The organism is Flavobacterium sp. (assembly GCF_035760125.1).
Lineage (GTDB): Bacteria > Bacteroidota > Bacteroidia > Flavobacteriales > Flavobacteriaceae > Flavobacterium.
Genome location: NZ_DASTTN010000548.1, coordinates 1 through 23,507, shown reverse-complemented (window position 1 = coordinate 23,507; position 23,507 = coordinate 1). Strand labels below are relative to the sequence as shown.

Annotated in this window: 23 protein-coding genes; 14 read left to right on the top strand and 9 right to left on the bottom strand. The window is 32.7% G+C overall.

Annotated features, from left to right (window positions below; all coding sequences use genetic code 11):
- Positions 1 to 6: 6 nt before the first annotated feature.
- The 4 genes from VFS71_RS19520 to VFS71_RS19505 form a co-directional block, all read right to left on the bottom strand.
- Positions 7 to 570, bottom strand: a complete 564-nt coding sequence (locus VFS71_RS19520; protein ID WP_326403351.1) for a YceI family protein — start codon at positions 568 to 570, stop codon at positions 7 to 9.
- 725 nt (positions 571 to 1,295) lie between these two features.
- Positions 1,296 to 1,847, bottom strand: a complete 552-nt coding sequence (locus VFS71_RS19515; RefSeq protein ID WP_326403350.1) for a YceI family protein — start codon at positions 1,845 to 1,847, stop codon at positions 1,296 to 1,298.
- Positions 1,848 to 1,851: 4 nt separating this feature from the next.
- A complete protein-coding gene (locus tag VFS71_RS19510; RefSeq protein ID WP_326403348.1) occupies positions 1,852 to 3,246 on the bottom strand; it encodes a hypothetical protein in 1,395 nt (464 codons plus the stop codon).
- Positions 3,247 to 3,257: 11 nt separating this feature from the next.
- Complete coding sequence (locus VFS71_RS19505) at positions 3,258 to 3,821, bottom strand: YceI family protein (protein ID WP_326403346.1); 564 nt, start codon at positions 3,819 to 3,821, stop codon at positions 3,258 to 3,260.
- A 637-nt stretch (positions 3,822 to 4,458) separates the two neighbouring features.
- Between VFS71_RS19505 and rlmN the strand changes: the two genes are divergently transcribed.
- The gene (gene rlmN, locus VFS71_RS19500) at positions 4,459 to 5,502 is read left to right on the top strand and encodes a 23S rRNA (adenine(2503)-C(2))-methyltransferase RlmN (protein WP_326403345.1); all 1,044 of its coding nucleotides are present in this window, start codon (positions 4,459 to 4,461) and stop codon (positions 5,500 to 5,502) included.
- Positions 5,503 to 5,570: 68 nt separating this feature from the next.
- On the opposite strand, the gene VFS71_RS19495 is transcribed toward rlmN, so the two are convergent.
- Positions 5,571 to 6,416, bottom strand: coding sequence for a hypothetical protein (locus VFS71_RS19495; protein ID WP_326403343.1), 846 nt, complete (start codon positions 6,414 to 6,416; stop codon positions 5,571 to 5,573).
- Positions 6,417 to 6,776: 360 nt separating this feature from the next.
- Between VFS71_RS19495 and VFS71_RS19490 the strand changes: the two genes are divergently transcribed.
- From VFS71_RS19490 to dnaG, 5 genes are all read left to right on the top strand, one after another.
- Positions 6,777 to 7,754 (top strand): polyprenyl synthetase family protein, encoded by a 978-nt coding sequence (locus tag VFS71_RS19490; protein ID WP_326403341.1) that lies wholly within the window; start codon positions 6,777 to 6,779, stop codon positions 7,752 to 7,754.
- 170 nt (positions 7,755 to 7,924) lie between these two features.
- Positions 7,925 to 8,482 (top strand): RNA polymerase sigma factor, encoded by a 558-nt coding sequence (locus VFS71_RS19485; RefSeq protein ID WP_326403340.1) that lies wholly within the window; start codon positions 7,925 to 7,927, stop codon positions 8,480 to 8,482.
- Between the two features lie 16 nt (positions 8,483 to 8,498).
- Positions 8,499 to 9,197: a hypothetical protein gene (locus tag VFS71_RS19480; protein ID WP_326403339.1), complete on the top strand. Its 699-nt coding sequence runs from the start codon at positions 8,499 to 8,501 to the stop codon at positions 9,195 to 9,197.
- Between the two features lie 30 nt (positions 9,198 to 9,227).
- Positions 9,228 to 10,265 (top strand): hypothetical protein, encoded by a 1,038-nt coding sequence (locus tag VFS71_RS19475; RefSeq protein WP_326403338.1) that lies wholly within the window; start codon positions 9,228 to 9,230, stop codon positions 10,263 to 10,265.
- 139 nt (positions 10,266 to 10,404) lie between these two features.
- Positions 10,405 to 12,381, top strand: coding sequence for a DNA primase (gene dnaG, locus VFS71_RS19470; protein ID WP_326403337.1), 1,977 nt, complete (start codon positions 10,405 to 10,407; stop codon positions 12,379 to 12,381).
- On the opposite strand, the gene VFS71_RS19465 is transcribed toward dnaG, so the two are convergent.
- Both VFS71_RS19465 and nadE read right to left on the bottom strand, forming a co-directional pair.
- Entirely contained in the window at positions 12,378 to 13,007 is a 630-nt protein-coding gene (locus VFS71_RS19465) for a response regulator transcription factor (RefSeq protein ID WP_077373388.1), read from the bottom strand. The two genes, dnaG and VFS71_RS19465, sit on opposite strands and share 4 nt — an antisense overlap.
- Before the next feature lie 88 nt (positions 13,008 to 13,095).
- Positions 13,096 to 13,893, bottom strand: coding sequence for an NAD(+) synthase (gene nadE / locus VFS71_RS19460; RefSeq protein WP_326403336.1), 798 nt, complete (start codon positions 13,891 to 13,893; stop codon positions 13,096 to 13,098).
- A gap of 199 nt (positions 13,894 to 14,092) precedes the next feature.
- On the opposite strand from nadE, the gene gldB reads away from it, so the two are divergent.
- The gene (gldB, locus tag VFS71_RS19455) at positions 14,093 to 15,052 is read left to right on the top strand and encodes a gliding motility lipoprotein GldB (RefSeq protein ID WP_326403335.1); all 960 of its coding nucleotides are present in this window, start codon (positions 14,093 to 14,095) and stop codon (positions 15,050 to 15,052) included.
- Entirely contained in the window at positions 15,052 to 15,387 is a 336-nt protein-coding gene (gene gldC / locus VFS71_RS19450; protein WP_111409904.1) for a gliding motility protein GldC, read from the top strand. The genes gldB and gldC overlap by 1 nt, the downstream gene beginning before the upstream one ends.
- Positions 15,388 to 15,467: 80 nt before the next feature.
- Here gldC and yihA read toward each other — a convergent pair whose 3' ends face one another.
- Entirely contained in the window at positions 15,468 to 16,088 is a 621-nt protein-coding gene (yihA, locus tag VFS71_RS19445; RefSeq protein WP_326403334.1) for a ribosome biogenesis GTP-binding protein YihA/YsxC, read from the bottom strand.
- Positions 16,089 to 16,117: 29 nt separating this feature from the next.
- On the bottom strand, positions 16,118 to 16,891 hold the full coding sequence (locus tag VFS71_RS19440) for an alpha/beta hydrolase (RefSeq protein ID WP_326403333.1): 774 nt from the start codon (positions 16,889 to 16,891) through the stop codon (positions 16,118 to 16,120).
- A gap of 374 nt (positions 16,892 to 17,265) precedes the next feature.
- Between VFS71_RS19440 and mraZ the strand changes: the two genes are divergently transcribed.
- The 6 genes from mraZ to VFS71_RS19410 all read left to right on the top strand — a co-directional run.
- Entirely contained in the window at positions 17,266 to 17,739 is a 474-nt protein-coding gene (gene mraZ, locus VFS71_RS19435) for a division/cell wall cluster transcriptional repressor MraZ (protein ID WP_326403332.1), read from the top strand.
- A complete protein-coding gene (rsmH, locus tag VFS71_RS19430; RefSeq protein ID WP_326403330.1) occupies positions 17,714 to 18,622 on the top strand; it encodes a 16S rRNA (cytosine(1402)-N(4))-methyltransferase RsmH in 909 nt (302 codons plus the stop codon). Before mraZ ends, rsmH begins: the two co-directional genes overlap by 26 nt.
- 4 nt (positions 18,623 to 18,626) lie before the next feature.
- Entirely contained in the window at positions 18,627 to 18,974 is a 348-nt protein-coding gene (locus tag VFS71_RS19425; protein ID WP_077370880.1) for an FtsL-like putative cell division protein, read from the top strand.
- Positions 18,965 to 20,968 carry a penicillin-binding protein gene (locus tag VFS71_RS19420; protein WP_326403329.1) on the top strand — a complete coding sequence of 668 codons (2,004 nt, stop codon included), beginning with the start codon at positions 18,965 to 18,967 and terminating at the stop codon, positions 20,966 to 20,968. Before VFS71_RS19425 ends, VFS71_RS19420 begins: the two co-directional genes overlap by 10 nt.
- Positions 20,965 to 22,428, top strand: a complete 1,464-nt coding sequence (locus tag VFS71_RS19415) for a UDP-N-acetylmuramoyl-L-alanyl-D-glutamate--2,6-diaminopimelate ligase (protein WP_326403328.1) — start codon at positions 20,965 to 20,967, stop codon at positions 22,426 to 22,428. Before VFS71_RS19420 ends, VFS71_RS19415 begins: the two co-directional genes overlap by 4 nt.
- A 26-nt stretch (positions 22,429 to 22,454) precedes the next feature.
- Positions 22,455 to 23,507 (top strand): phospho-N-acetylmuramoyl-pentapeptide-transferase (locus VFS71_RS19410; RefSeq protein WP_326403327.1); only part of this gene is annotated, 1,053 nt, incomplete at its 3' end.

The window sequence follows — 23,507 nt, the reverse complement described above, 5'->3', positions numbered from 1 at the left end:
ATCTTTTTATTTAAAGTTAATGTTGAATTTTATTGTCAAATCTTCTCCAGTTTTTATTGTGCCAAGCATAGCGGTTGGGGATTTCATGCCAAATTCTTTAAACGTTATTTTATTAGATCCTTGCAGATTAACGATTCCATTGGTAACTGAAGTTTTAACTTGGGTTTTGTGTTCTTTGCTCACACCGGCTATAGTGTAAGTTCCTGTTAAGTTCCAAGTTGTTTCATTTACTTTTTCTGCAGATTTTAAAACATATTTGATGTTTTTGTTTTTGTTTGATTTTAAAGTTTCATAGGCAATTTTATCCATTTTAGTTTTTTCGCTTTTTATTGTCTCTACAGGAAGCGTTATATCAATGCTGGTTATAGCTGTTAATTTTGAGTTAGTTACGGTTAAATTTGCTGTTCCGGTTTTTGAAGCTGATTTCATTTCCCAATCATGAAGGGTTGAGGTTCCGAATACTGAAAAATTTGTTTTGGCATCTAACGTATAATTTTTTTGAGCATTTGCAGTTAGTACAATTGCGAAGAATGCTAATGTTGCGGTAATTTTTTTAAGAATTGTTTTCATAGCTTTTTAAAAAATTGGTTAGTAATTGTATTTGAAAAAGATTTTCAGTTTTTAATTGATTCGTCTTTAAGTAATCAAATGAATTTATCAAAAATTGATGTGCGAATAATTAATTATAAATATAAAAATAATCTTGTTAAATAAAAATATAAAATCTATATTTTATAAATGCAAATTCTTCAAATGACAATTATGTCCTTTTTTTGAAAACAATATTTTTAGTTGTATTTAAAGAATAAAAAAATATTGATGCTGCTTTGTTTAAATGTAATTATGTTTATTTTTTTGGGGTATTTAACATAATTTTTAAGTTCTGTATTTTTTATCAAAACTTACCAAAACTCTTTTTTGGTAAGAGTATCGTTTTAATTAATTGATTCAGAAAGTATGTTTTTTGTCTTCGGATTAAGACAAATTTAATAAAAGAAAAGATATAAAATGAGGTATAGTGTTAAATTTTAGCTGTTTAGTTGTTTTTTTTAAAAGTAGTTATGATTTTTTCATGTCCTTTTGAAGATTAAATTTAAGCTGTGTTTTGTAAAGTCAAATCACTTTGAACTTTGAAAAAGGCTTTAAAAGGATCTTGGATAATAAATTCTATTGACTTTTTCCGTGAATATCTTTAAAGAAAGTAATGAGGAAGTTTTAGAGCCATTATAAAATAAATAATCCTAATAAAAACATCTGTTTTAATTAGGAACTATTGAATGAATAAAGAAGTGAAATTATAGTTTGTACAGGTTGAAATGAATCACAAATTCATCCTTTACTTTTATGATACCTCCCATTTTGGTTGGTGGTTCAAGGGCAATGTCTGAAAAATTTACTGCTACACTTCCTTCGAGAGATTCTTTTGTGGTTTTTAGAATCATGTTCTGGTATGAAAGGGTTTTGTCTGTTATGCGAAAATTCAAACTGCATTTGTAATTGGTTCCAAAAGATTTTATGTTGGTAATGGTGACTGTGCTTTTGGGAAATTTGGTTGCTTTAACAGTGGTTTTGACATCTTTGTTCATAATTCTGTTTCCACATTCAAAATTGTTCATTGAGATTTCAGACTTTAAACTGTTTTTAGTGTTTGAGTTTAAATAAATAGTGTCTCTGTATGAAAGGGAGTTGGAGCAACTGTATTTGCCTACTGTAGAATTTCCAAGGATTTCTATTTCCAGTCTGTCAATGATAATGGTATTTGGATCAATTAATGAAGAAATGGGTTTAGCACTTCCAAGTAAAAAGGAAAGTACTAAACCCATAACCATTATTGATAATCTGTGCATTGTATTAGAATGAAATTGCAGCTTCAAATACTAGACCGTTGAATTTACCGCCATAAAAATTGTTGGCGTTTCCAGTAGCAGGATTTCCTATAAATTGTGCATAGTCTCTATAATTTTGACTAACATAATCTAATTTTGCTACAATGTTTTTAGTCATGAACCAACCAACACTTGATTCAAATCTGTCTACAGTAACTTTTTTGGCATCAGCATTTGACAGTTTCCCGGATACAGTATTGTATTTTCCGGCGATATAGAATTGCTCTGTTTTTCCAAATCTGTAAACAATGTCTCCGGCATATTGGTTAGCAGTACGTTTTGCGTCAACACCTGCTTTATCTCCTCCTGAAGCTAATTCGATAGTTCCAAAGAATTCAAAACCTTTGTATTTTACAAATGGGTTGATCATGTAGGAAGTAGCCCAGTTTTTGAAATTAGGGTTAAAGGTTGCTTCTGGTGTTGAAGTTGAATTATAGCTACTAGCTACATCGACACCGTTATTTTTGTAAGCGTTGTTGTTCAATACACCCCAAAATCCAAATCCTGATCTAGAAGAAGAATATAAGTTTGAGTTACCCAAGTTTGCATTATGGTAGTAAGAACCTGTAAGTCTTACTCTCAAATCTTCTTTGATTTGTTTGTCATAACCAAATTTGGCCAAGATTGTAGGGCTAACTGCTGTGTTTGCATCTGGAGTAGCAGGAGAAAGAGTAGGATAAGTCACTTCTTGAGTACCTTGATTTAAATTTCCATTTGTGGCACCTAACATGCTAACCCATCCGTTTCTGTTATAATATACTTCAATACCCATCTCTGTAGTGAATGCATTCATGATATTATTTCCAACGAATGCATTTCTAAGCGTGCTACCGTTATCGGAACTTTTGAAGTGAGCATCACCGTAGTTGTTCTCCATTTGTCCGATTTTAATTGTTGCGTATTTCATTACATCTGCCAAAAAGTCTTTTTTGATGAAGTCTAGCTTGTCAATTTGTAAATATCCACCTCTTGCATAAGTGTCATTGTGGTGTCTTGAAGCTAAATAAATATCTAGATTTACTCTTACACCATCAAACAATTGGGCGCCAATAGTCATATCAGCAGCGGGAAGGACAAAATTATTTTCCGTATTCATTAAGCGATATCCAGTAATATTTGAAGGTGCAGGAAAATTTGTTGGTTGGTCATTGAACGAATTTATCGCTTGGAAATCCATATTGAATGCACCTCCTAAGTCAACACTAAGTCCTTTGAATTCCTTGTCGTCTTTTTGTACGTCAAAAACGTTGATCCCTTCTTTGTTTCTTGGAATTTGATTTTGCATTTGCCCAAATGAAACTTGAGCGTTTGCAGCTGCCATAGATATCAGACCTGCTGCTAAGAAATAAATTTTTCTCATGATTATGGTATTTAATTAAAGTTAAGGTTGAATTTTATTGTTAAGTCTTCTCCTGTTTTTATTGCACCAAACATGGCGGTTGGAGATTTCATGCCAAAGTCGGTGAATGTTATTTTATTTGAGCCTTGAAGAGTTACCACTCCATTTACTACTGTAGTTTTTACCTGTGTTTTTAAGACTTTGGAAACTCCTGCGATGGTATAAGTACCAGTAAGATTCCAAGTGGTTTCGTTTACTTTGTCAGCAGATTTTAAAACATATTTGATGTTTTTAATTTTGTCTGTTTTTAAAGTTTCGTAAGCTACTTTGTCCATACTCTTTTTTTCGCTTTTAATGCTTTCAGAAGGGAGAGTAATATCGATGCTGTTAATATCTACTAATTTTGAATCGACTACCGTAAGATTGGCTGTTCCTGTTCTTGAAGCCGATTTCATTTCCCAATCATGAAGTGTTGAGGTTCCTAATACCGAAAAATTTGTTTTTGCATCTAAAGTGTAGGTTTTTTGTGCGTTTACAGATAAGGTCATTGTAAACAAAACCATTGAGGTAATAATTGTTTTAATTTTTGAATTCATGACTTTTTATTTAAATTGATTGTAATTAAGCTTTAGTTTGAGCAGTAAGATTTCGTTCTAATTTTTCGTCAAAAATCTTTTTACTTGCTTAACTGGTACAAATTTAGAATGGAAGTCAAAATAGGAATATGATATAAATCATGTTAAGAAATATATAAAATCTGTATTTTATTTAACCATGAGGGTAAGTTATTAACTATATCGTTTTTTGTTGTTGTTTTTGGTCTCATTCATTTATTGTTAAAATGGGCTTTATGCCTTTGTGTATGGGACTTAAGGGTCTTTTTGTAAGGTTGCAATAAAGGATGATTTCCTCCTTTATAATATTTATTTTTTTATTTACTTTTTTTAAAATTTTGTCTTTAAAATGTATTTTATTTCTTCCAATTATTTTGTTAATGTTCTAAAAAAAATGTGATTTTAACATTTTTAAATAATTAAGAAATTTGTTTTCTAGATTACTTGAATAAAGTATCAAATTGAATAATATAAATTTGATGGATATGTTTTTTTGGTGCAATTACAAATGGATAATATTGAGTTTTATAAATCAGAAAAGTCCTCTTAAGGAGGAATGTTATTTGAGTGTCATTTATTTAAAATTGTGTTATCAACAAATTGTCATTAAATTTGTGCCATGCAAATTGAGAAAAAAGACATACGAGCACTATCCAAAGACCAATTGAGAGATTTTTTTGTAACCAATGGTGATAAAGCTTTCCGAGGCAATCAAGTCTATGAATGGTTGTGGAGTAAAGGAGCACATAGTTTTGAGGACATGACGAATGTGGCCAAAAGTACTCGTGCCATGCTGGAAGATCATTTTGTTATTAACCACATCAAAGTGGATACAATGCAGCGCAGTGAAGACGGAACTGTTAAAAATGCCGTTAGGTTGCATGATGGATTGGTAGTAGAAAGTGTTTTGATCCCAACCCAAACCAGAACAACGGCTTGTGTATCCAGCCAAGTGGGTTGTAGTCTGGATTGTAATTTTTGTGCTACGGCTCGATTGAAACGTATGCGTAACCTCGAACCAGCCGAAATTTACGACCAAGTAATTGCGATTGATAGAGAAAGCAGACTATATCACAATCATCCGCTGTCTAATATTGTTTTTATGGGAATGGGTGAGCCACTGATGAATTACAATAATGTTTTGAAAGCGATTGAAATGATCACTTCTCCAGAAGGATTGGGAATGTCTCCAAAACGTATTATGGTTTCTACTTCAGGAATTCCCAAAATGATTAAGAAATTAGCAGATGATGATGTGAAATTCAAATTGGCGGTTTCTTTGCATTCCGCTATTGATGAAATCCGATCTCGAATCATGCCGTTTAGTGAAAATTTTCCTTTGGCCGATCTAAGGGAGTCTTTAGAGTATTGGTATCGAAAAACCAAGAGTAAGATATCCTACGAGTACGTTGTTTGGAAAGGAATTAACGATGATAAAGCCTCGATAGACGCATTGGTGAAATTTTGCAAATACGTTCCTTGCAAAGTAAATTTGATTGAATACAATCCAATTGATGATGGGGAATTTCAGCAAGCTTCCGAAGAATCTATAAATGCTTATATAAAAGCACTTGAAAACACCGGAATTGTTGTAAAAGTAAGAAGAAGTCGTGGGAAGGATATTGATGCAGCTTGTGGACAATTGGCCAATAAAGAGGCCTAAAAAGTAATAAAAAAAGCATTAAAAAGAACAGTCAAGTTCTTTTTAATGCTTTTTTTATGAAAGAAGGTTTATCTTTTTAATTCTATTGTGGTAGTTACACCATTCGTAGTTACATTGGCAAGATTGTCGCATTCTCCAGTTCCATAATCAATTACTGTTTCAACGCCATTATTGACCTTTAAAACAGTACCGGAAACTGGGATTGATTTTTTGCAGGCCATTTCATAACGCAATGGGGTTTGAATAGTACAAGACCATGTGTCTCCATTTGACTTACTTGTGGTATAACTTCCCGTAACCAAGAAAACTCTATCTTCCCAGTCATTACCATCTATCATTTCTTTTGTTCTGTTTCCTGTTCTGGTATAAGAGGATCCGTCTTCAAAAGTCACGGTTATATCAACGCTATTGGTGAATACGGGATGAACTTCTGCAAGTAATTCGGTGCTTTTAAGGGTTCTGGTAATCGTTCTACTGCCTTGAATTTTGATGCCGTTATGGTAAAACTCATCAAAACTATAGGTAATCATTTGCTCTGAAGTCGTGAAATTTCCTGAAAAAGAAAGCGTTATTTTTCCTTTTAGCACATTTCCGTTTGTAAGAGCACAGCCTTCAGTTCCAAAATCAATTGTACCAGTGAACGTTCCGTTTGCATATGTCCAGGTTACAATGGCGCAGGAGGGCAAAAAGGGATGCATCGTTTCGGATGATCTGGCAGTATTACTTTGTTTAACAGAAAATTGATCTTCTGCAATATTTGAAACGTCTTCAATGGAAGCATCAATTTTGGAATCGACAGCTATTTGATTGTTTGTAGAAAGGTTTGTTTCATCTGCAGTTTTGTCTGAAGAATCACAGCCGATGCAAAATAGAATTGCAATGAATGAAGTAATTAGAAAAATCTTTGTTTTCATGTTTAATAGATTTTAGGGTTATTTTAAAACGATTATTAGTTTGAAAAAAAAGCTATTAGAGTTTCTCTTTTTCTTATGAAAAGAATAAAAGGACAATTTAATCTGAATGAAATCAAATCAATTTTTTAAGATTTTTTTGAGTGGAATTATTCGTGTTTTAGTGAGGGAGTATACTATAAAACACTATTTTTATAAAGTTATAATCATACTTAAAAACCTTTTGGAAGAATACTTAGATTTGGTGTAAAAGGGTGAATGAATATAATTGCCATTATATAGTTACTAAACAATTAATTTTAATTACACTTAACATATTATGATTAACGTTTTTTTATTTAAAATAGTATATTTGACATCTAAATGAATATTACTACACAGATAAAGCAGCCAATAGTTTATGAAATGGAACTTTTTGAAAAAAAGTTCTACGAATCAATGACTTCCAAAGTGGCGCTTTTAAATCGAATTACCTATTACATTGTCAATAGAAAAGGAAAACAAATGAGACCTATGTTTGTTTTCTTGATGGCCAAAATGGTGTCCAAAGGTTCTGTTAACGAGAGAACATATAGAGGAGCTTGTGTAATCGAATTAATTCACACGGCAACATTAGTTCATGATGATGTGGTGGATGACAGTAATAGACGTAGAGGTTTTTTCTCTATTAATGCGCTTTGGAAAAATAAAATTGCCGTTTTGGTAGGGGATTATTTGTTGTCCAAAGGACTGTTACTTTCTATCGATCATGGTGATTTTGAGTTGTTGAAAATTATTTCTGTTGCTGTTCGAGAAATGAGTGAAGGTGAATTACTTCAAATAGAAAAAGCCAGGAGACTCGATATTACCGAAGCTGTTTATTACGAAATTATCCGAAAAAAGACTGCTACACTTATTGCAGCTTGTTGTGCTCTTGGTGCCCGATCAGTTGTGGAGGATGAGATTCAGGTAGAGAATATGAGAAAATTTGGAGAACTCATAGGAATGGCGTTCCAGATCAAAGATGATTTATTTGATTATTCTGAAGAAGCCATTGGAAAACCAACAGGAATCGATATCAAAGAGCAAAAAATGACTTTGCCATTAATTCATGTTCTTAATAATTGTACTTCAAAAGAAAAAAGTTGGCTTATAAACTCCATAAAGAACCACAATAAGGATAAAAAAAGAGTTAAAGAGGTGATTACTTTTGTAAAAAATAATCATGGTTTAACTTATGCCGAAAATAAAATGGTGGAATTTCAGCAAGAAGCATTACAACTACTGAGCGATTATCCCGAATCCGACTATAAAGCAGCACTTATTTTAATGGTGAACTACGTTATCGAAAGAAAGAAGTAAAATTTAAGCTTTAAAATAATCACATTTTTTTAATTTTAAATATTTGATAAATAGCTGTTTGTAGTATTTGTCTAAATAAATTGTACTTTTATTTTAACTTTTTTTTAAATCCATGCAACCTTTTTGCATTAATTCTCGTCTATACTTATAGAAACACTTTTTAAACGATTTTGAAAGTAATTAATTTACATCAGGAGGAAAATGAACTAATTGCATTGGCTGTTAAAAACAACCGACAGGCTCAACAATGTATTTATTCCAAATATTCGCCAAAGATGTTAAGTGTTTGTCGACAGTACATTAAAGACTTACAATTAGCCGAAGATGTTATGATTACTGCTTTCATGAAAGTGTTCGTTAACTTAGGACGATTTGAAAATAAAGGAAGTTTTGAAGGTTGGATTAGGAGAACGATGATTAATGAATGCATTTCATTTATTAGGGTTCAAAAAAAGGTTCATTTTATTGAAGATTCAGTAAGTTTTGAAGAAGTAGAGAATGAATCCGATATTCAGTTTTCTATAGAAGATATTCAAAGTTTAATAGACAGTTTGCCGGATGGATATAAAATCATCTTTAATTTATTTGTTATAGAAGGGTATAAGCATAAAGAAATTGCAAGTATGTTGGGTATTAATGAAGGAACTTCTAAATCGCAATTTGCCCATGCCCGAAGAATTTTGAAAAATCAAATAAGTATTTTGAAAAATAAAGAGAAGTATTCTTGAGTAAAAAAACAATACGATGAAAAAGAATGTTATAGAAAATCAATTTAAAGAAAAAATCAACGCAAGGGAGATTACTCCTTCAAAAGCTTCTTGGGATAGATTGGATGCTATGCTTACTGTTGCCGAAAAGCCAAAAAGAAACTTTAAGTGGATGTATATTGCTGCGAGTGTTTTAGGTTTTTTGTTAATAGGAACTTTGTATTTTAATCAAAATAAAAAAGGGAATGTTAATGCTAGTGATGCTATTGTAGTTAATGAGCCTAAAGTTATTCCTGAAATAAAAGTTATACCTGCAAAAATAAATTTGGTAAAAAAAGTTGAAGGAACAAAAATCAAAGAAGAACAATTAGTATCAACAGAAGCAAAATCGAAGGTTGGTTCTGATAGTGTTTCATCAAATGCAGGAATTCAAGTTGCAGAAAAAGAAATTGTTCAAGAACAACAAATACCAATCATCAATCAAAAAGCGGAACAGAAAATAGTTTTGCAAAAACCAACTTATGTTAATGCTGACGAGCTATTAGCATCGGTAGATAATGCCTCTCAAAAAAAGAGTTCTATTGCAGCCAAATCCAATGTCAAAGTTAATTCGAAGGAATTGCTTACTCAAGTCGATGGTGAACTGGATCTTACTTTTAGAGAGAAAGCAATTAAAACTGTGAATCAAAATTTTAAAGCAGTAAAATTGGCTTTGGGCAATCGAAATTCAGAATAAATCATCAATCACATTTAAAAACAAACAAACATGAGGAATTTAAAAATTTACTTACTAGTATTCGTATGCCTTTTCGGGAGCAAAATGAAAGCTCAAGAATCATTTGAAGGCAAGGCAAAGGACATCGCTTCAAGGATAGAAACCATTGTAAAAGAAGAAAAAAAAGAATTAAAAGCTGAAGTTGAAGTTGTAAATGAACAATTAGCCCAGGGGAAACTAACGAATCAAGAGGCTGATGAAAAAAAGAAAGTTTTGGCAGAAGCCCGTGCTAAAACAATAGAGGAGAAAGTAGCTAAACTGGAAGAGGAACTGCATGTGTTAGTTCAGGATAAAGTAGACGGAAAAATTAAAAACATAGACACTTCTAAAACCATTACTGTTCATATCGATAAAGATTTTTTTTCTCATAAGAAGTATATTAATGGCGAAAAAAGAACTACTTCCCAATTTGTTTTTGCATTTGGGGCAAATAATTTGGTAACTGATAAGCAAGTTGCCAACTCGGATTTTAAATATTGGAAATCTCACTTTTATGAATGGGGATTGACTTACAATACTAGAATTTTGAAAGAAGATAATCTGTTACATTTTAAATACGGAATGTCGCTGATGTATAATAATCTGAGACCAACGGATGATCGTTACTTTGTGAAAAACGGAGCGCAAACCGATTTGATAACTAGTACAGTACATTTAGACGAATCCAGATTTAGAAATGTGTATATTATGGTGCCTCTGCATTTAGAGTTTGATTTTACTAAGAAGGAAATACGTGATGATGCAAATTATTTTAGAACCCATAAAAGTATGCGAGTTGGTTTGGGAGGCTATGCAGGGTTCAGGGTAAAATCAAAGCAAATTCTTTGTTTTGATGATGCCAGTGGAAACGATGTGGAACAAAAAACGAAAGGCAATTATAATGTTAATGACTTTAATTATGGTTTAAGTACGTATGTTGGATATAGAGCTACGAGTTTGTACTTAAAATATGATTTACAACCTTTATTTGAAAATAATGCTGTTGACCAAAATAATATTTCGTTAGGACTTCGTTTCGATTTTAATTAGTGATTAGTTAAGTTTTTTAGTGTAAAAAGTGCTTCAGCGATGAAGCACTTTTTTTATTTTGAATTATAAAGTTTGATTTGTGTATTTTTGTAACTGTTCGAATTTTCGAAAGGATTACTATTAAATATTCTCATAAGTTTTGATATCACAAGCAACGATAGATACTGTTTTTGAAACCGCTCGAGTAGAGGAGGTTATTGGAGATTTTGTACAGTTAAAAAGAGCAGGAAGTAATTTCAAGGGGCTGAGTCCGTTTTCGGATGAGCGTTCCCCGTCTTTTATGGTTTCGCCAGCAAAAGGAATTTGGAAAGATTTTAGCTCTGGTAAAGGAGGAAACTCAGTTGCTTTCCTTATGGAGCACTCGCATTTTACTTATCCGGAAGCTATTCGATATTTAGCCAAAAAATACAATATTGAGATTGAAGAAACAGAACAATCAGATGAAGAAAAATTAAATACTGATGTTCGCGAAAGTATGTATTTGGTTTCTGAATTCGCAAAAACCTATTTTCATACTACACTTCTAAACTCTGAAGAAGGAAAAGCTATTGGACTTTCTTATTTTAAAGAGCGTGGTTTTACCAATGAGACCATCAAGAAATTTGCTTTGGGATATTCGCCAGAAACTTGGGATGCTTTTACAAAGGAAGCCTTAGGAAAAGGATATAAAATGGAATTCTTGGAAAGTACAGGATTGACAATTGCCAGAGAAGATCGCCCTTTTGACCGATTCAAAAGCAGGGTAATGTTTCCTATTCAAAGTATGTCGGGAAGGGTACTTGGTTTTGGAGGCCGAATTTTGACTAATGATAAAAAAGCCGCCAAATACTTAAACTCACCAGAGAGTGATATTTACCATAAAAGTAAAGTGCTGTATGGAATTTTTCAAGCCAAACAGTCTATTGCTAAACTAAACAATTGTTTTTTAGTAGAAGGTTATACAGATGTAATCCAGTTTAATCAAGCCGGTATTGAAAATGTAGTGGCTTCTTCTGGAACCGCACTTACTCCAGATCAGATACGCTTGATTAATAGATTGACTAAAAATATTACTGTTCTCTTTGATGGTGATGCTGCGGGACTTCGTGCTTCAATTCGTGGAATCGATTTGATCCTTGAAGAAGGAATGAATGTAAAAGTTTGTGCGTTTCCAGATGGAGAAGACCCTGATAGTTTTGCCAGAAAAACATCTTACGAAGATTTGGTTGCGTATTTAGAAAACAATGCAAAGGATTTTATTCAGTTCAAAGCATCTCTTTTGATGAATGATGCCAAAAATGATCCTGTTAAAAAAGCCGATTTGATTCGGGATATGGTCGCCAGTATTTCTAAAATTCCGGATAGAATTCAGCGTGAAATTTACATTCAGGAGTGTTCCAGAATAATGGATATTTCCGAGCAGGTTTTGACAAGCACTTTGGCACAGTTGGTTCAAAAAGATGTTACCGAAGTAGGGAAAAAAGCAAAACAGGAGCAAAAAGCTTTTGAAATTGTAAAAAATGAAAATCCTGTCCAAGCCGCAAAAGTCGATGTTCTCTATCGCTTGGAGCGTAAAATAATTGAGATTCTTTTATTGTATGGAAATAAAACAGAGGAATTTGAAGATGTTTATTTGAGAACAAATGAATCGGGTGAAATTGAAAATGTAACGGAAAAGAAAGAATATAAAGTTTACCAAAGGATTTATTTGAGCTTGCAGGAAGATGAGGTAGAACTTGCCAATCCTTTATTTCGGGACATTTTTAATGATATAATTCAATATTTTCTTCAAAATGAAAATTTAGAATTTGAAAAATATTTAATGCATTTAAATTCCGACTTTGCTCAAGAAGTGACCGATATATTGATGGAGGATGAGCGTTTGGTGTTGCATAATTGGGAAGGACAAAACATTATTCCTAAAACTAAAACCGAAACTATCAGTCAATATGTTTCAGAAACAATTTTGACGATGCGTTGGTATTTGGTTGATAAAATTATAGAGGAATTAAAAAACTCTGTATCAAATGAACCAGGTTCAGATAATACAGAGTCTATGTCTATGGCGATGGACTACTATAAACTAATTAATTCTTTTTCGAAAAAATTAGGAAGAGTCATGTCGCGTTACAGTTAAACGATTTCTAAAGTTTTAGCCTTATTAACTAAATCTACTAGATTCGTAACATTTAATTTAGTTAACAATCGTAACTTGTAAGTACTGATTGTTTTTTCGTTGAGCGATAAAATCTCAGCAATTTCGTGGTTTTTCTTACCGTCGCTTAAATAACGTAATACTTCTACTTCACGATTTGAAAGTTTTCTGTATAAACGTTCGCTTTTACTTTGTTTTGCAATCAAAGCAATGTTTTTCATGACAGCTTCATTCATGATGATTTTGCCTTGGTTTACTTTGATGATTGATTGACCTAAAGTTTCCAATTTTTCAGTTTTGTGAACAAATCCAGAAACTCCCGCTTTAATAGCATTTGGAGCGTAAATCTGTTCTGAAAGACCGCTGTAAAAAATAATTTTTGTTTTTGGAAAATTTTTCAAAACCGATTTGATTTCGAAAATACTCGATAGGCCTTCAAGTTCTAGGTCCAATACAAGCACATCTATTTCTTTGGTAAGAAGGATGTCTTTTACCATTGCAAAATTACCAACGTTGGCAACGATGGAAATGTCCGAATGGTCTTTGAAGTACGATTTTATTCCAAAATGTACTACAGGATAGTTATCTGCTAAACAAACTTTAATCATGGTATTTAGTTTTAGGATTGTTTTTGAAGATATAAAATTAAAAAAATATTTTCATATAAGTCTAATTTTTCGGACAAATTATTTTTTTTTAACAGTTTATTGTGCAAACTGGTATAGGATTCATTTTATGTTGATTGTTTTGATTAAGTTTTGTGTAGATTTTTAAAACTTCTTTTTCACGTTCTGAAAAAGTATTGGAATCTAGTTCTGAGTCAGTTAGGTTCATTGCCCATTCCAACTCGTCATAACTCGCTCCTATTTGATCTTCATCTGTTCGTTCGTCTCCAAATAATCCATCGGTAGGAGCAGCCGTCAAAATAGAATTTGGAATTTTTAGATATGCACCTAGTTCATAGACTTCAGATTTCATTAAATCAGCAATCGGACTCAAATCGACTCCACCATCACCGTATTTTGTAAAGAATCCAACACCAAAATCTTCTACTTTGTTCCCGGTTCCAGCAACCAATAAACCGTAAATACCTGCAAAATAATATAAAGTGGTCATTCTTAGTCTTGAGCGGGTATTTGCAAGGGATAAATGTAGTTTGTGCAAATCACTTGTTTCTGGAACCTGTTTTATGAAATCTTGAAAAACCGAAGTTAAGTCTGCTTCAATACTACTGACGTTTGGAAATTGTTTTTTTAATTGTTCAATGTGTTCACGTCCACGAGTAACATGACTATGTGCTTGATGGATTGGCATTTCAACGCATAATACTTTCAAACCTGTTTGGGCGCAGAGTGTTGAGGTTACTGCCGAATCTACTCCACCAGATATTCCAATTACAAATCCATTCACTTTTGAATTTTCAGCATAGCTTTTTAGCCATTCTACAATATGAGTATTTACTTTTTCGATTTGGAGGGTTCTTTTTTTAGTCATAATAGTTTAAGTTTTAAAAAGCAGGGATGTATATTTGCAAAAAATATAAGCACAATGTTTTCGGCATCCCTATGGAAACAAATTTAAAGAAAATAATACAATTGAATAGAGGATGTTTGATATAGGTTGAAAAAACCTGTGAAGATTTGCGAATTATGTTTTAAACTTGTCATGAAATTGATAAATAAATAAAATAAATATGAAATTATTTCTCTTATCGATAGTTTGTAGTTTGCTTTTATTGTCTTGTGACCAAAAAAGCAAAGTTGAAAAAGCTATTGAAGAAACACCAGTAGATAAAATTAAGGTAGAACGTTTTGATAAGCAGTTCTTTGAAACTTCTCCAAAAGATTTGGTAAAATTAAAAAAGCAATATCCTTATTTTTTCTCACCAGCCATTAATGATAGCGTTTGGATAAATAAAATGACAGCTCCTATTTGGAGAGAAGTATATACTGAAGTTGAGAAAAAATATGCCTCAACCGATGGAATCCAAAATGAGGTGGAAGCTTTGGTGCAACATATGAAATATTATTTTCCAAAGACCAAAACGCCAAAAATAATTACGCTGATTTCGGATATGGATTATAAGAATAAAGCAATTTATGCAGATTCTTTAGTTCTAATTTCGTTAGAATTGTATTTAGGGAAAGATCATAAGTTTTATACTTTTCCAAAATATCTGAAACAAAATTTTGAAGAAAGACAAATGATGCCAGATATAGTTAAGAGTTTTTCATTAGGGAAAATTGCTTCTCCAACGGATAAAAATTTGTTATCTCAAATGATTTATTTTGGAAAAGAACTCTATTTAAAAGATCTTTTGCTTCCAGAATATAGTGATGCCGAAAAAATGGGATACACTCCAGAACAAATTGTTTGGTGCCAAGAAAATGAAAGTTATATTTGGCGCTATTTTATTGAAAGAGAAATGCTTTTTAGCGATGAACAGAAGTTGACTTCTCGTTTTATTGATCCAGCTCCTTTTTCAAAATTTTACTTAGAAATAGATAATGATTCTCCAGGTCAAGTAGGCTCTTGGATAGGTTGGCAAATAGTTAAGTCTTACATGGCAAATAATGATGTTACGGTAGACCAGTTATTAAAAACGGATGCCAAAGAAATTTTCGAAAAATCAAAATACAAACCCAAGAAATAATGTCAAATAAAAATACCTCAGAAATTAAATTTTTAGTCGAATTGGATGAAAACCGTGTTCCGGAAAAGCTTTTTTGGACTGCAAAGGACGGAGGAGTGGAACTATCAGAATCAAAAGCAATTATGCTTAACGTTTGGGATAGTAAAGCCAAGGAAAGTATGCGTATCGATTTGTGGACTAAAGAAATGCCTGTTGATGAAATGAAGATTTTCTTTCATCAAACATTAGTGGCAATGGCTGATACTTTTAAAAGAGCTACTAATGATGAAAAAATGTCTGATACAATGTTAGACTTCTGTGATTATTTCGCTGAGAAACTAGAATTGAAAAAATAGCTCATTGTGGATAGGTCAAAAAAAATCCCAAAGCTGAAATTAAAAATTCAGTTTTGGGATTTTTTTTAAGGACAAAGGTTTTAAAATTCTGAATTATTTTTAAATACTTCTTGATTTACTTCGTCTATGTAGTTTAATAATTCTTCTTTACCTGTTGATTCTGTAGCCGAAGTGACAAAGTATTGTGGCATTTCGGCCCAGTTGTTGGCAAACATTTGTTTCCTATAAGCTGCAATATGGGAATCGATTTTTACTTTACTAATTTTATCCGCTTTGGTAAAAATAATGCAAAATGGAATTTCACTTTCTCCCATATATGACATGAATTCTATGTCGATTGTTTGTGCTTCATGACGAATGTCAATTAAAACAAAAGCACAAACCAACTGTTCTCTTGTCTCGAAGTAATCGGTGATGAATTCTTGAAATATGGATTTTGTTTTTTTGGAAACTTTGGCATAACCATAACCCGGTAAATCAACAAGAAACCAATTATTATTGATTAAAAAGTGATTGATTAATTGTGTTTTTCCAGGTCTTCCAGATGTTTTGGCCAATTTTTTTTGATTGGTCAACATGTTAATTAATGATGACTTTCCAACATTGGAACGACCAATAAAAGCATATTCCGGCAAAAAATCCTTTGGACATTTGCTTACATCTGAATTACTTATTACGAATTCGGCAGTATTAATTTTCATGTTTTTGAGTATAAAATTCTCCTTTTAAATTAGTGTTCCCTAAGATGAGTGTGGATAAGCCAATCCTCAAGATGTGTATTAAATTCTTCGGGTTGTTCCATCATGGCGGCATGACCGCATTTGTCAATCCAGTATAAAGTGGAATTAGGTAATAATCTATGAAATTCATCAGCTACATCTGGAGGTGTAACTTGATCATTTTTTCCCCAAATAATGCAGGTTTGCACATGCATTTTTGGTAAATCTTTGGCCATATTATGACGAATTGCACTTTTGGCAATAGTCAAGGTCTTGATTAATTTTATACGATCATTTACTGTGGCATATACTTCGTCAATAAGTTCTGGTGTCGCTATTTTTGGGTCGTAAAATACATCTTCAGCTTTTTTCTTGATATATTCGTAGTCGCCTCTTTTTGGGTAACTATCACCCATGGCGCTTTCGTATAATCCTGAACTTCCTGTGATTACAAGTCCTGATACTTTTTCGGGAAACATTTTGGTATGGTATAATGCGATATGTCCTCCAAGTGAATTTCCTAAAAGAATGACTCTGTCTAATTTTTTGTAAGTAATGAAGTTTTTTACATAGACGGCAAAACTCTTCACGTTTGTTTTTAATATGTTTTGAGTGTAAATAGGTAAATCGGGGATGATGATTCTGTACCCTTTATTAGAAAAGTAACTAGCCACAGCATCAAAATTGCTAAGTCCCCCCATTAAACCATGTAAGATGACAATCGGAATTCCTTCGCCTGCTTCGTAATATCCGTATTTGCCTTCTTTTTTATAGTATTTTTCCATGTTTTAAATGACAATTTTCAATTTTTCACAAATATAGGGTTTATAAAATTAAAAAGAATTTTAGTAGCTTTTTTTTAACCTTTTATTGTCTATGGTAAAAAGAATGGTCTTGAATGGTGTTTTGATAGTTTTTTAACTAATGAATAATAGATTTTTTAAGCTTTTAAGATTGTGTTTTAATAATCAAAAATGCTTGCTTTTTTGCAAAACACAATCTTTCTTACAAATTATGGATGGTTTAGCTAACGTTCTGATTGTCTATAAAGTAAGCGTTTTTGGGTAAAAGTGGTTAAACTTATTAACAAAGTGGTATATAGTGGTAAATTGTGGTAAAATTTTATATATTTTTGCTTTATACAATTAACAATATTTACTTGGACACAATTATAGGAACATATGAGTGTAAAGTTGATGCAAAAGGACGGGTTTTATTACCTGCTCCCTTAAAAAAGCAATTAGCTTCCTCGCTTCAAAACGGTTTTGTTTTGAAGCGTTCTGTATTTCAGCCCTGTTTGGAATTGTATCCTATGGAAGAGTGGGATTTGATGATGAAAAAAATCAATAAACTTAATCGATTTGTAAAAAAGAACAATGATTTTATTCGTCGTTTCACTGCTGGAGTAAAAGTGGTAGAGATAGATGCATTGGGTAGGTTGTTGGTTCCTAAGGATTTAGTGGTTTTTGCCAGTATTGATAAAGATGTGGTTTTTTCTTCTGCAGTTAATATTGTGGAAATTTGGGATAAGGATTTGTATGAGAAATCAATAGATGGTGCAGATGTTGATTTTGCGGATTTAGCCGAGGAAGTAATGGGTAATTTAAATGACGACGACAATGGAATATCATAATCCAGTATTGCTACATGCTTCGGTAGATGGCCTGAATATAAATCCTGATGGAGTATATGTGGATGTAACTTTTGGAGGCGGTGGTCATTCAAAGGAAATATTGAGTAGGTTAGGTCCAAATGGTAAATTGTTTGCTTTTGACCAAGATGAGGATGCTTTAGCAAATGCTATCCCTGATGAAAGATTTACTCTTATTAACGAAAATTTTAGATTTATAAAAAGATTTTTGCGTTTTTATGGTATAAAAGAAGTTGATGGAATTTTGGGGGATTTAGGAGTTTCATCTCATCAGTTTGATGTGGCCGAAAGAGGCTTTTCAACTCGATTTGATGCTGAACTGGATATGAGAATGAGTCAAAAAAATGATTTGAATGCATATCGAGTAGTAAATGAATATGATGATGCCAACTTGAGAAGAGTGTTTTTTGATTATGGGGAATTGAAAAATGCACCAGCTTTGGCCAGGACAATTATAGAGGCTAGAGAACATCAGTTAATCAAAACTACCGACGAATTGAAAGAAGTCTTGGCAAAATATTTGCCCGAGAGAGTTCGAAATAAAATATTAGCTCAAATCTATCAGGCGATTCGTATTGAGGTGAACCAGGAAATGGATGTTTTGAAAGAGTTTTTGGAGCAGTCCCTTGAGATATTGAAGCCAGGTGGAAGATTGAGTGTGATTTCTTATCATTCATTAGAAGATAGATTGGTGAAAAGATTCATAAAAAATGGAATGTTCGAAGGAGAACCTGAACGTGATTTTTATGGAAATTTTTCGGTTCCTTTTAAAACTATTGGAAAATTAATTGTTCCTGATAACGAAGAAATCAAAATGAATAATAGAGCCAGAAGTGCTAAATTGAGAATTGCTGAGAAAAAGTAATAAAATGAAAGGTGGAATTTATAACATATTAAAAGCACAGTTTCTTATAGATGATAATGCGGTCAAAAATTGGCGTTTTATTGTCTTTGTGATTTTACTAGCTATAATAATGATTGCCAATACACAACGTTACGAACAAAAAGTATTTAAGATTGTTGAATTGACTAATAAAGTAAAAGAGTTGCGTTCTGAATTTGTTGACAGACGTTCTGAGTTGATGAAACTAAAAATGGAATCCACGGTTTCGGCTAAAATGGAAGAAAAACAAATTTTTCCATCAACCGTTCCTCCAGTTAAAATAGAAGTTAAAGAACCCGAAGAGAAAAATTTCTTAGAAAGAATATGGCAGTAATAGATAAATATATATCCTATAGAACCTACTTGGTTGCCTTTTTCATCTTTTTGATGGCAATTGCTATTGCTGTTAAGTTAACTAATATTCAGTGGGTTGATGGAGATCATTATAGAGAATTAGCCAAAGAAAGAACAGTGAAAAATTTTGTTATTCCTGCGAATAAAGGGAATATCTATTCAGCTGATGGTAGTCTTTTGGCAACTTCAATTCCTAATTATGCAATTCGTTTCGATGCTGTAGCACCAAAAACAGAAACTTTTGAAAAAAATGTAAAATTGCTGTCTGATTCTTTGGGAATGATACTCAAAAAATCCAGCAGCACAATTCAAAATGAACTAAGAAGAGCTAGAGCAAATAAAAACAGATATTTTTTAGTAGCTCAAAAGTTGAGTTATACCGAATATATGAAAATCAAAGGGCTTCCGTTATTTAATTTGGGAGCTTATAAAGGTGGAATTATAATTGAGCAAAAAACAATTAGAGAACATCCAATTGGACACATTGCTGAGCGTACTATTGGTTACGAAAGAAAAATGCCCGAAGGATATTCAGACGGAAAGGGAATCGAGTGGGCGTATAGCAAATACCTTAACGGAAAAGACGGTAAAATATTAAAACAAAAAATCGCTAAAGGCCAATGGAAACCTATTCGTGATGTAAACGAAGTAGAGCCTCAAGATGGCTATGATGTTATCTCTACAATAGATGTTTATATTCAGGATATTGCACATCATGCTTTGTTGAAGCAATTGGAAGAATATGAAGCAGACCACGGTTGTGTGGTAGTTATGGAAACTAAGACAGGTCATATTAAAGCTATTTCAAACTTGGGAAGAGCTACTGATGGGACTTATTACGAAACTACCAATTATGCTTACGCCGAATCACATGAGCCAGGTTCTACTTTTAAATTGGTTGATTTGATGGCGATATTGGAAGATAAAGTAGCAGATACAAGTACTGTTTATGATAGTCATGGCGGTGTTGTTATTTATTCAGGTCGAAAAGTAAGGGACTCTCATGAAGGGGGGTATGGTAAAATATCGTTAGCTAGAGGATTTGAAGTTTCTTCAAATACGGTAATGGTTCAAGCCGTTTATAACAATTACAAAAACAATCCTACGAAATTTGTGAATCACATTAATTCCTATGGTTTAAATAGGAAATTAGGATTGGCTTTTCAAGGTGAAGGAAAACCTTTTATTCCGCAACCAAGTGATAAGAATTGGTCAAACATTTCACTTCCATGGATGGCTTTTGGATATGGAGTTTCGGTTACACCTTTGCAAACTTTAACCTTTTATAATGCTGTTGCAAATAATGGAGTGATGGTAAAACCACAATTAGTTTCTGAAATCAAAGCGTGGAATAAGACCATAAAAAAATACGATACAGAAGTTATGAATCCAAGGATTTGTTCTCCTGAAACGTTAAAAAAAGTTAGAACAGTTTTGGTTAATGTGGTAAAAAAAGGAACAGGGTCAAAATTGTATTCCAAAGATTTTTCTATGGCAGGTAAAACGGGAACAGCTCAAGCAAATTACGCAACAAATGGAGGGAAAGATAAACATTATGTTTCTTCTTTTGTAGGTTATTTCCCGTCTGATAATCCTAAGTATTCCTGTATTGTTGTAGTTCATAAACCTAATACTTCAGGTAATGATTATTATGGTGCCGATGTTGCTGGGCCAGTTTTTAAAAGAATTGCGCAAAAAATATTTACTGATACGCCTTCTACTAATGTGATTAAGAAATTAGATAATCCTAATCCAAAACAAGAGAGTAGTTATAATACCTATTATGTGAAAATGCAAAAAAAGCAAAATTCTGTTCCAAATGTAAAGGGAATGTCAGGAATGGATGCAGTTGCGTTATTGGAGAATTTGGGTTTAAAGGTTAAAGCTGTTGGAGTTGGGAAAGTAAAAAAACAATCCATTCAAGCAGGACAGAGTATTGTAAAAAATTCATCAATTCTATTGGAATTATCATGAGTATACTAAAAGACATATTATATAAAGTGGCGATAGAATCTGTAATGGGTTCTACCGAAATTGCTATAAATCAATTGAATTTTGATTCTAGAAAAGTAGAAAAAAATGATGTTTTTATAGCGATTCGCGGCACTATTTCAGATGGACACGATTTTATAGAAAAAGCAATTGGGCTTGGAGCTTCGGCGGTTATTTGTGATACACTTCCAACTAGCTTGATAAATGGAGTGACTTATGTGTGCGTGAAAGATACCAATGCAGCTTTAGCTTTTATGGCTGCAAATTTTTATGGTAATCCATCTCAAAAGTTGAAATTAGTTGGTATTACAGGAACGAATGGTAAAACAACTATTGCTTCTTTGTTGTACCAAATGTTTAAAAAGGCAGGTTTCAAAGTAGGTTTACTTTCAACTGTGAAGATTTTAGTTGACGATGTGGAATATAAAGCGACCCATACAACTCCAGATTCGATAACCATAAATTCTTTCCTTAAGGAAATGGTGGATACAGGTGTTGAGTATTGTTTTATGGAAGTAAGCTCGCATGGTATTCACCAAAAGCGAACTGAGGCTTTGTATTTTAGAGGAGGAATATTCACTAATTTGTCTCATGATCATTTAGATTATCATCCTACGTTTGCAGAATATAGAGATGTTAAGAAATCTTTTTTCGATAATTTGCCAAGTGATGCTTTTGCTCTTACCAATATTGACGACAAAAATGGGCAAGTAATGCTTCAAAATACAGCTGCAAAAAAACTTTCTTATGCTTTAAAAACATATTCTGATTATAAAGCTCAAATTCTGGAAAATCAATTGTCCGGATTGCTTTTGAAAATAAATGGCAATGAAGTTTGGGTGAAATTAATTGGAACTTTTAATGCTTACAACCTGTTGGCAATTTATGGTACGGCTGTAGAATTAGGACTAGACAGTTTGGAAGTACTTCGATTAATGTCCGAATTGGAAAGTGTTTCTGGAAGATTCCAATATATTGTTTCCAATACGAATATAACGGCTATAGTAGATTATGCTCATACGCCAGATGCACTCGAAAATGTTTTGAATACCATTAACGATGTGCGAACCAATAATGAACAATTAATAACGGTTGTGGGTTGCGGTGGAAATAGAGATACTGCAAAACGTCCTGTTATGGCCAATATTGCTACAGAATTAAGTGATAAAGTAATTTTGACTTCTGATAATCCTAGAAACGAAGAGCCTGAAGCCATTATTCAGGAAATGGAAAAAGGGATTCAAGCTCAAAATTTCAAAAAAGTTTTGTCGATTACAGATAGATTGCAAGCGATTAAAACAGCTTGTCAATTGGCGCAGCCAAATGATATTATATTGATTGCTGGTAAAGGTCACGAAACTTATCAGGAAATCAAAGGTGTACGTCATGATTTTGATGACATGAAAAATGTAAAGGAAATTTTAGGTCATTTAGGGAAATAACCGATTAACCAAATAAACAAAGAGATATGCTATACTACTTATTTCAATATTTAGACAAAGTAATGGATGTTCCTGGTACAGGGGTTTTTCAATACATCACCTTTAGATCGTCTTTAGCATTGATGTTATCATTGTTATTGTCTACCATTTATGGAAAGCGCATAATTGGTTTTTTAAGTAGACAGCAAGTAGGAGAAACGGTTCGTGAATTAGGATTGGCTGGACAAAATGAAAAAGCAGGTACTCCAACTATGGGGGGTATCATTATCATTTTTGCGACTTTAGTTCCTGTAATCCTTTTTGCAAAATTGCATAATATTTATATTGTTTTATTGATAGTTACTACTTTATGGATGGGAACCATCGGTTTTGTGGATGATTATATTAAAATTTTTAAGAAAGATAAGCAAGGACTTAAAGGTATTTTTAAAGTATTTGGTCAAGTTGGATTGGGAATAATCGTAGGGTCGGTTTTGTATTTTAGTCCTGCAGTTACGGTTAGAACTGATACTAGTAAAGTTGATATTTTTAAACAAACTACTGAAACAGTTGTTAAGCCAGTTTCATTGGAGGAAAAATCTACTGCAACTACAATTCCATTTTTTAAAAATAATGAATTTGATTACGCCGAACTTTTAGCTTGGACGGGCGAAGGATATGAAAAATGGGCTTGGTTGGTTTTTATTCCTATTGTGATTTTTATTATTACGGCTGTTTCAAATGGAGCAAATTTAACTGACGGTATTGACGGTTTGGCCGCAGGGACTTCTGCAGTTTCAGTCTTCGCATTAGCGATTTTTACGTTCGTTTCGGGGAATATTATTTTCTCAAACTATCTGAATATAATGTATATACCCAATTCGGGTGAGATGACCGTTTTTATAGCTTCGTTTCTTGGTGCTTTGATTGGTTTTCTTTGGTATAACTCCTATCCGGCATCCGTTTTTATGGGGGATACTGGAAGTTTAACTATCGGAGGAATTATCGCTGTATTGGCAATTGCTGTTCGAAAAGAAATGCTTATTCCTTTATTGTGCGGAATCTTTCTGGTTGAAAACTTCTCTGTTGTTTTACAAGTG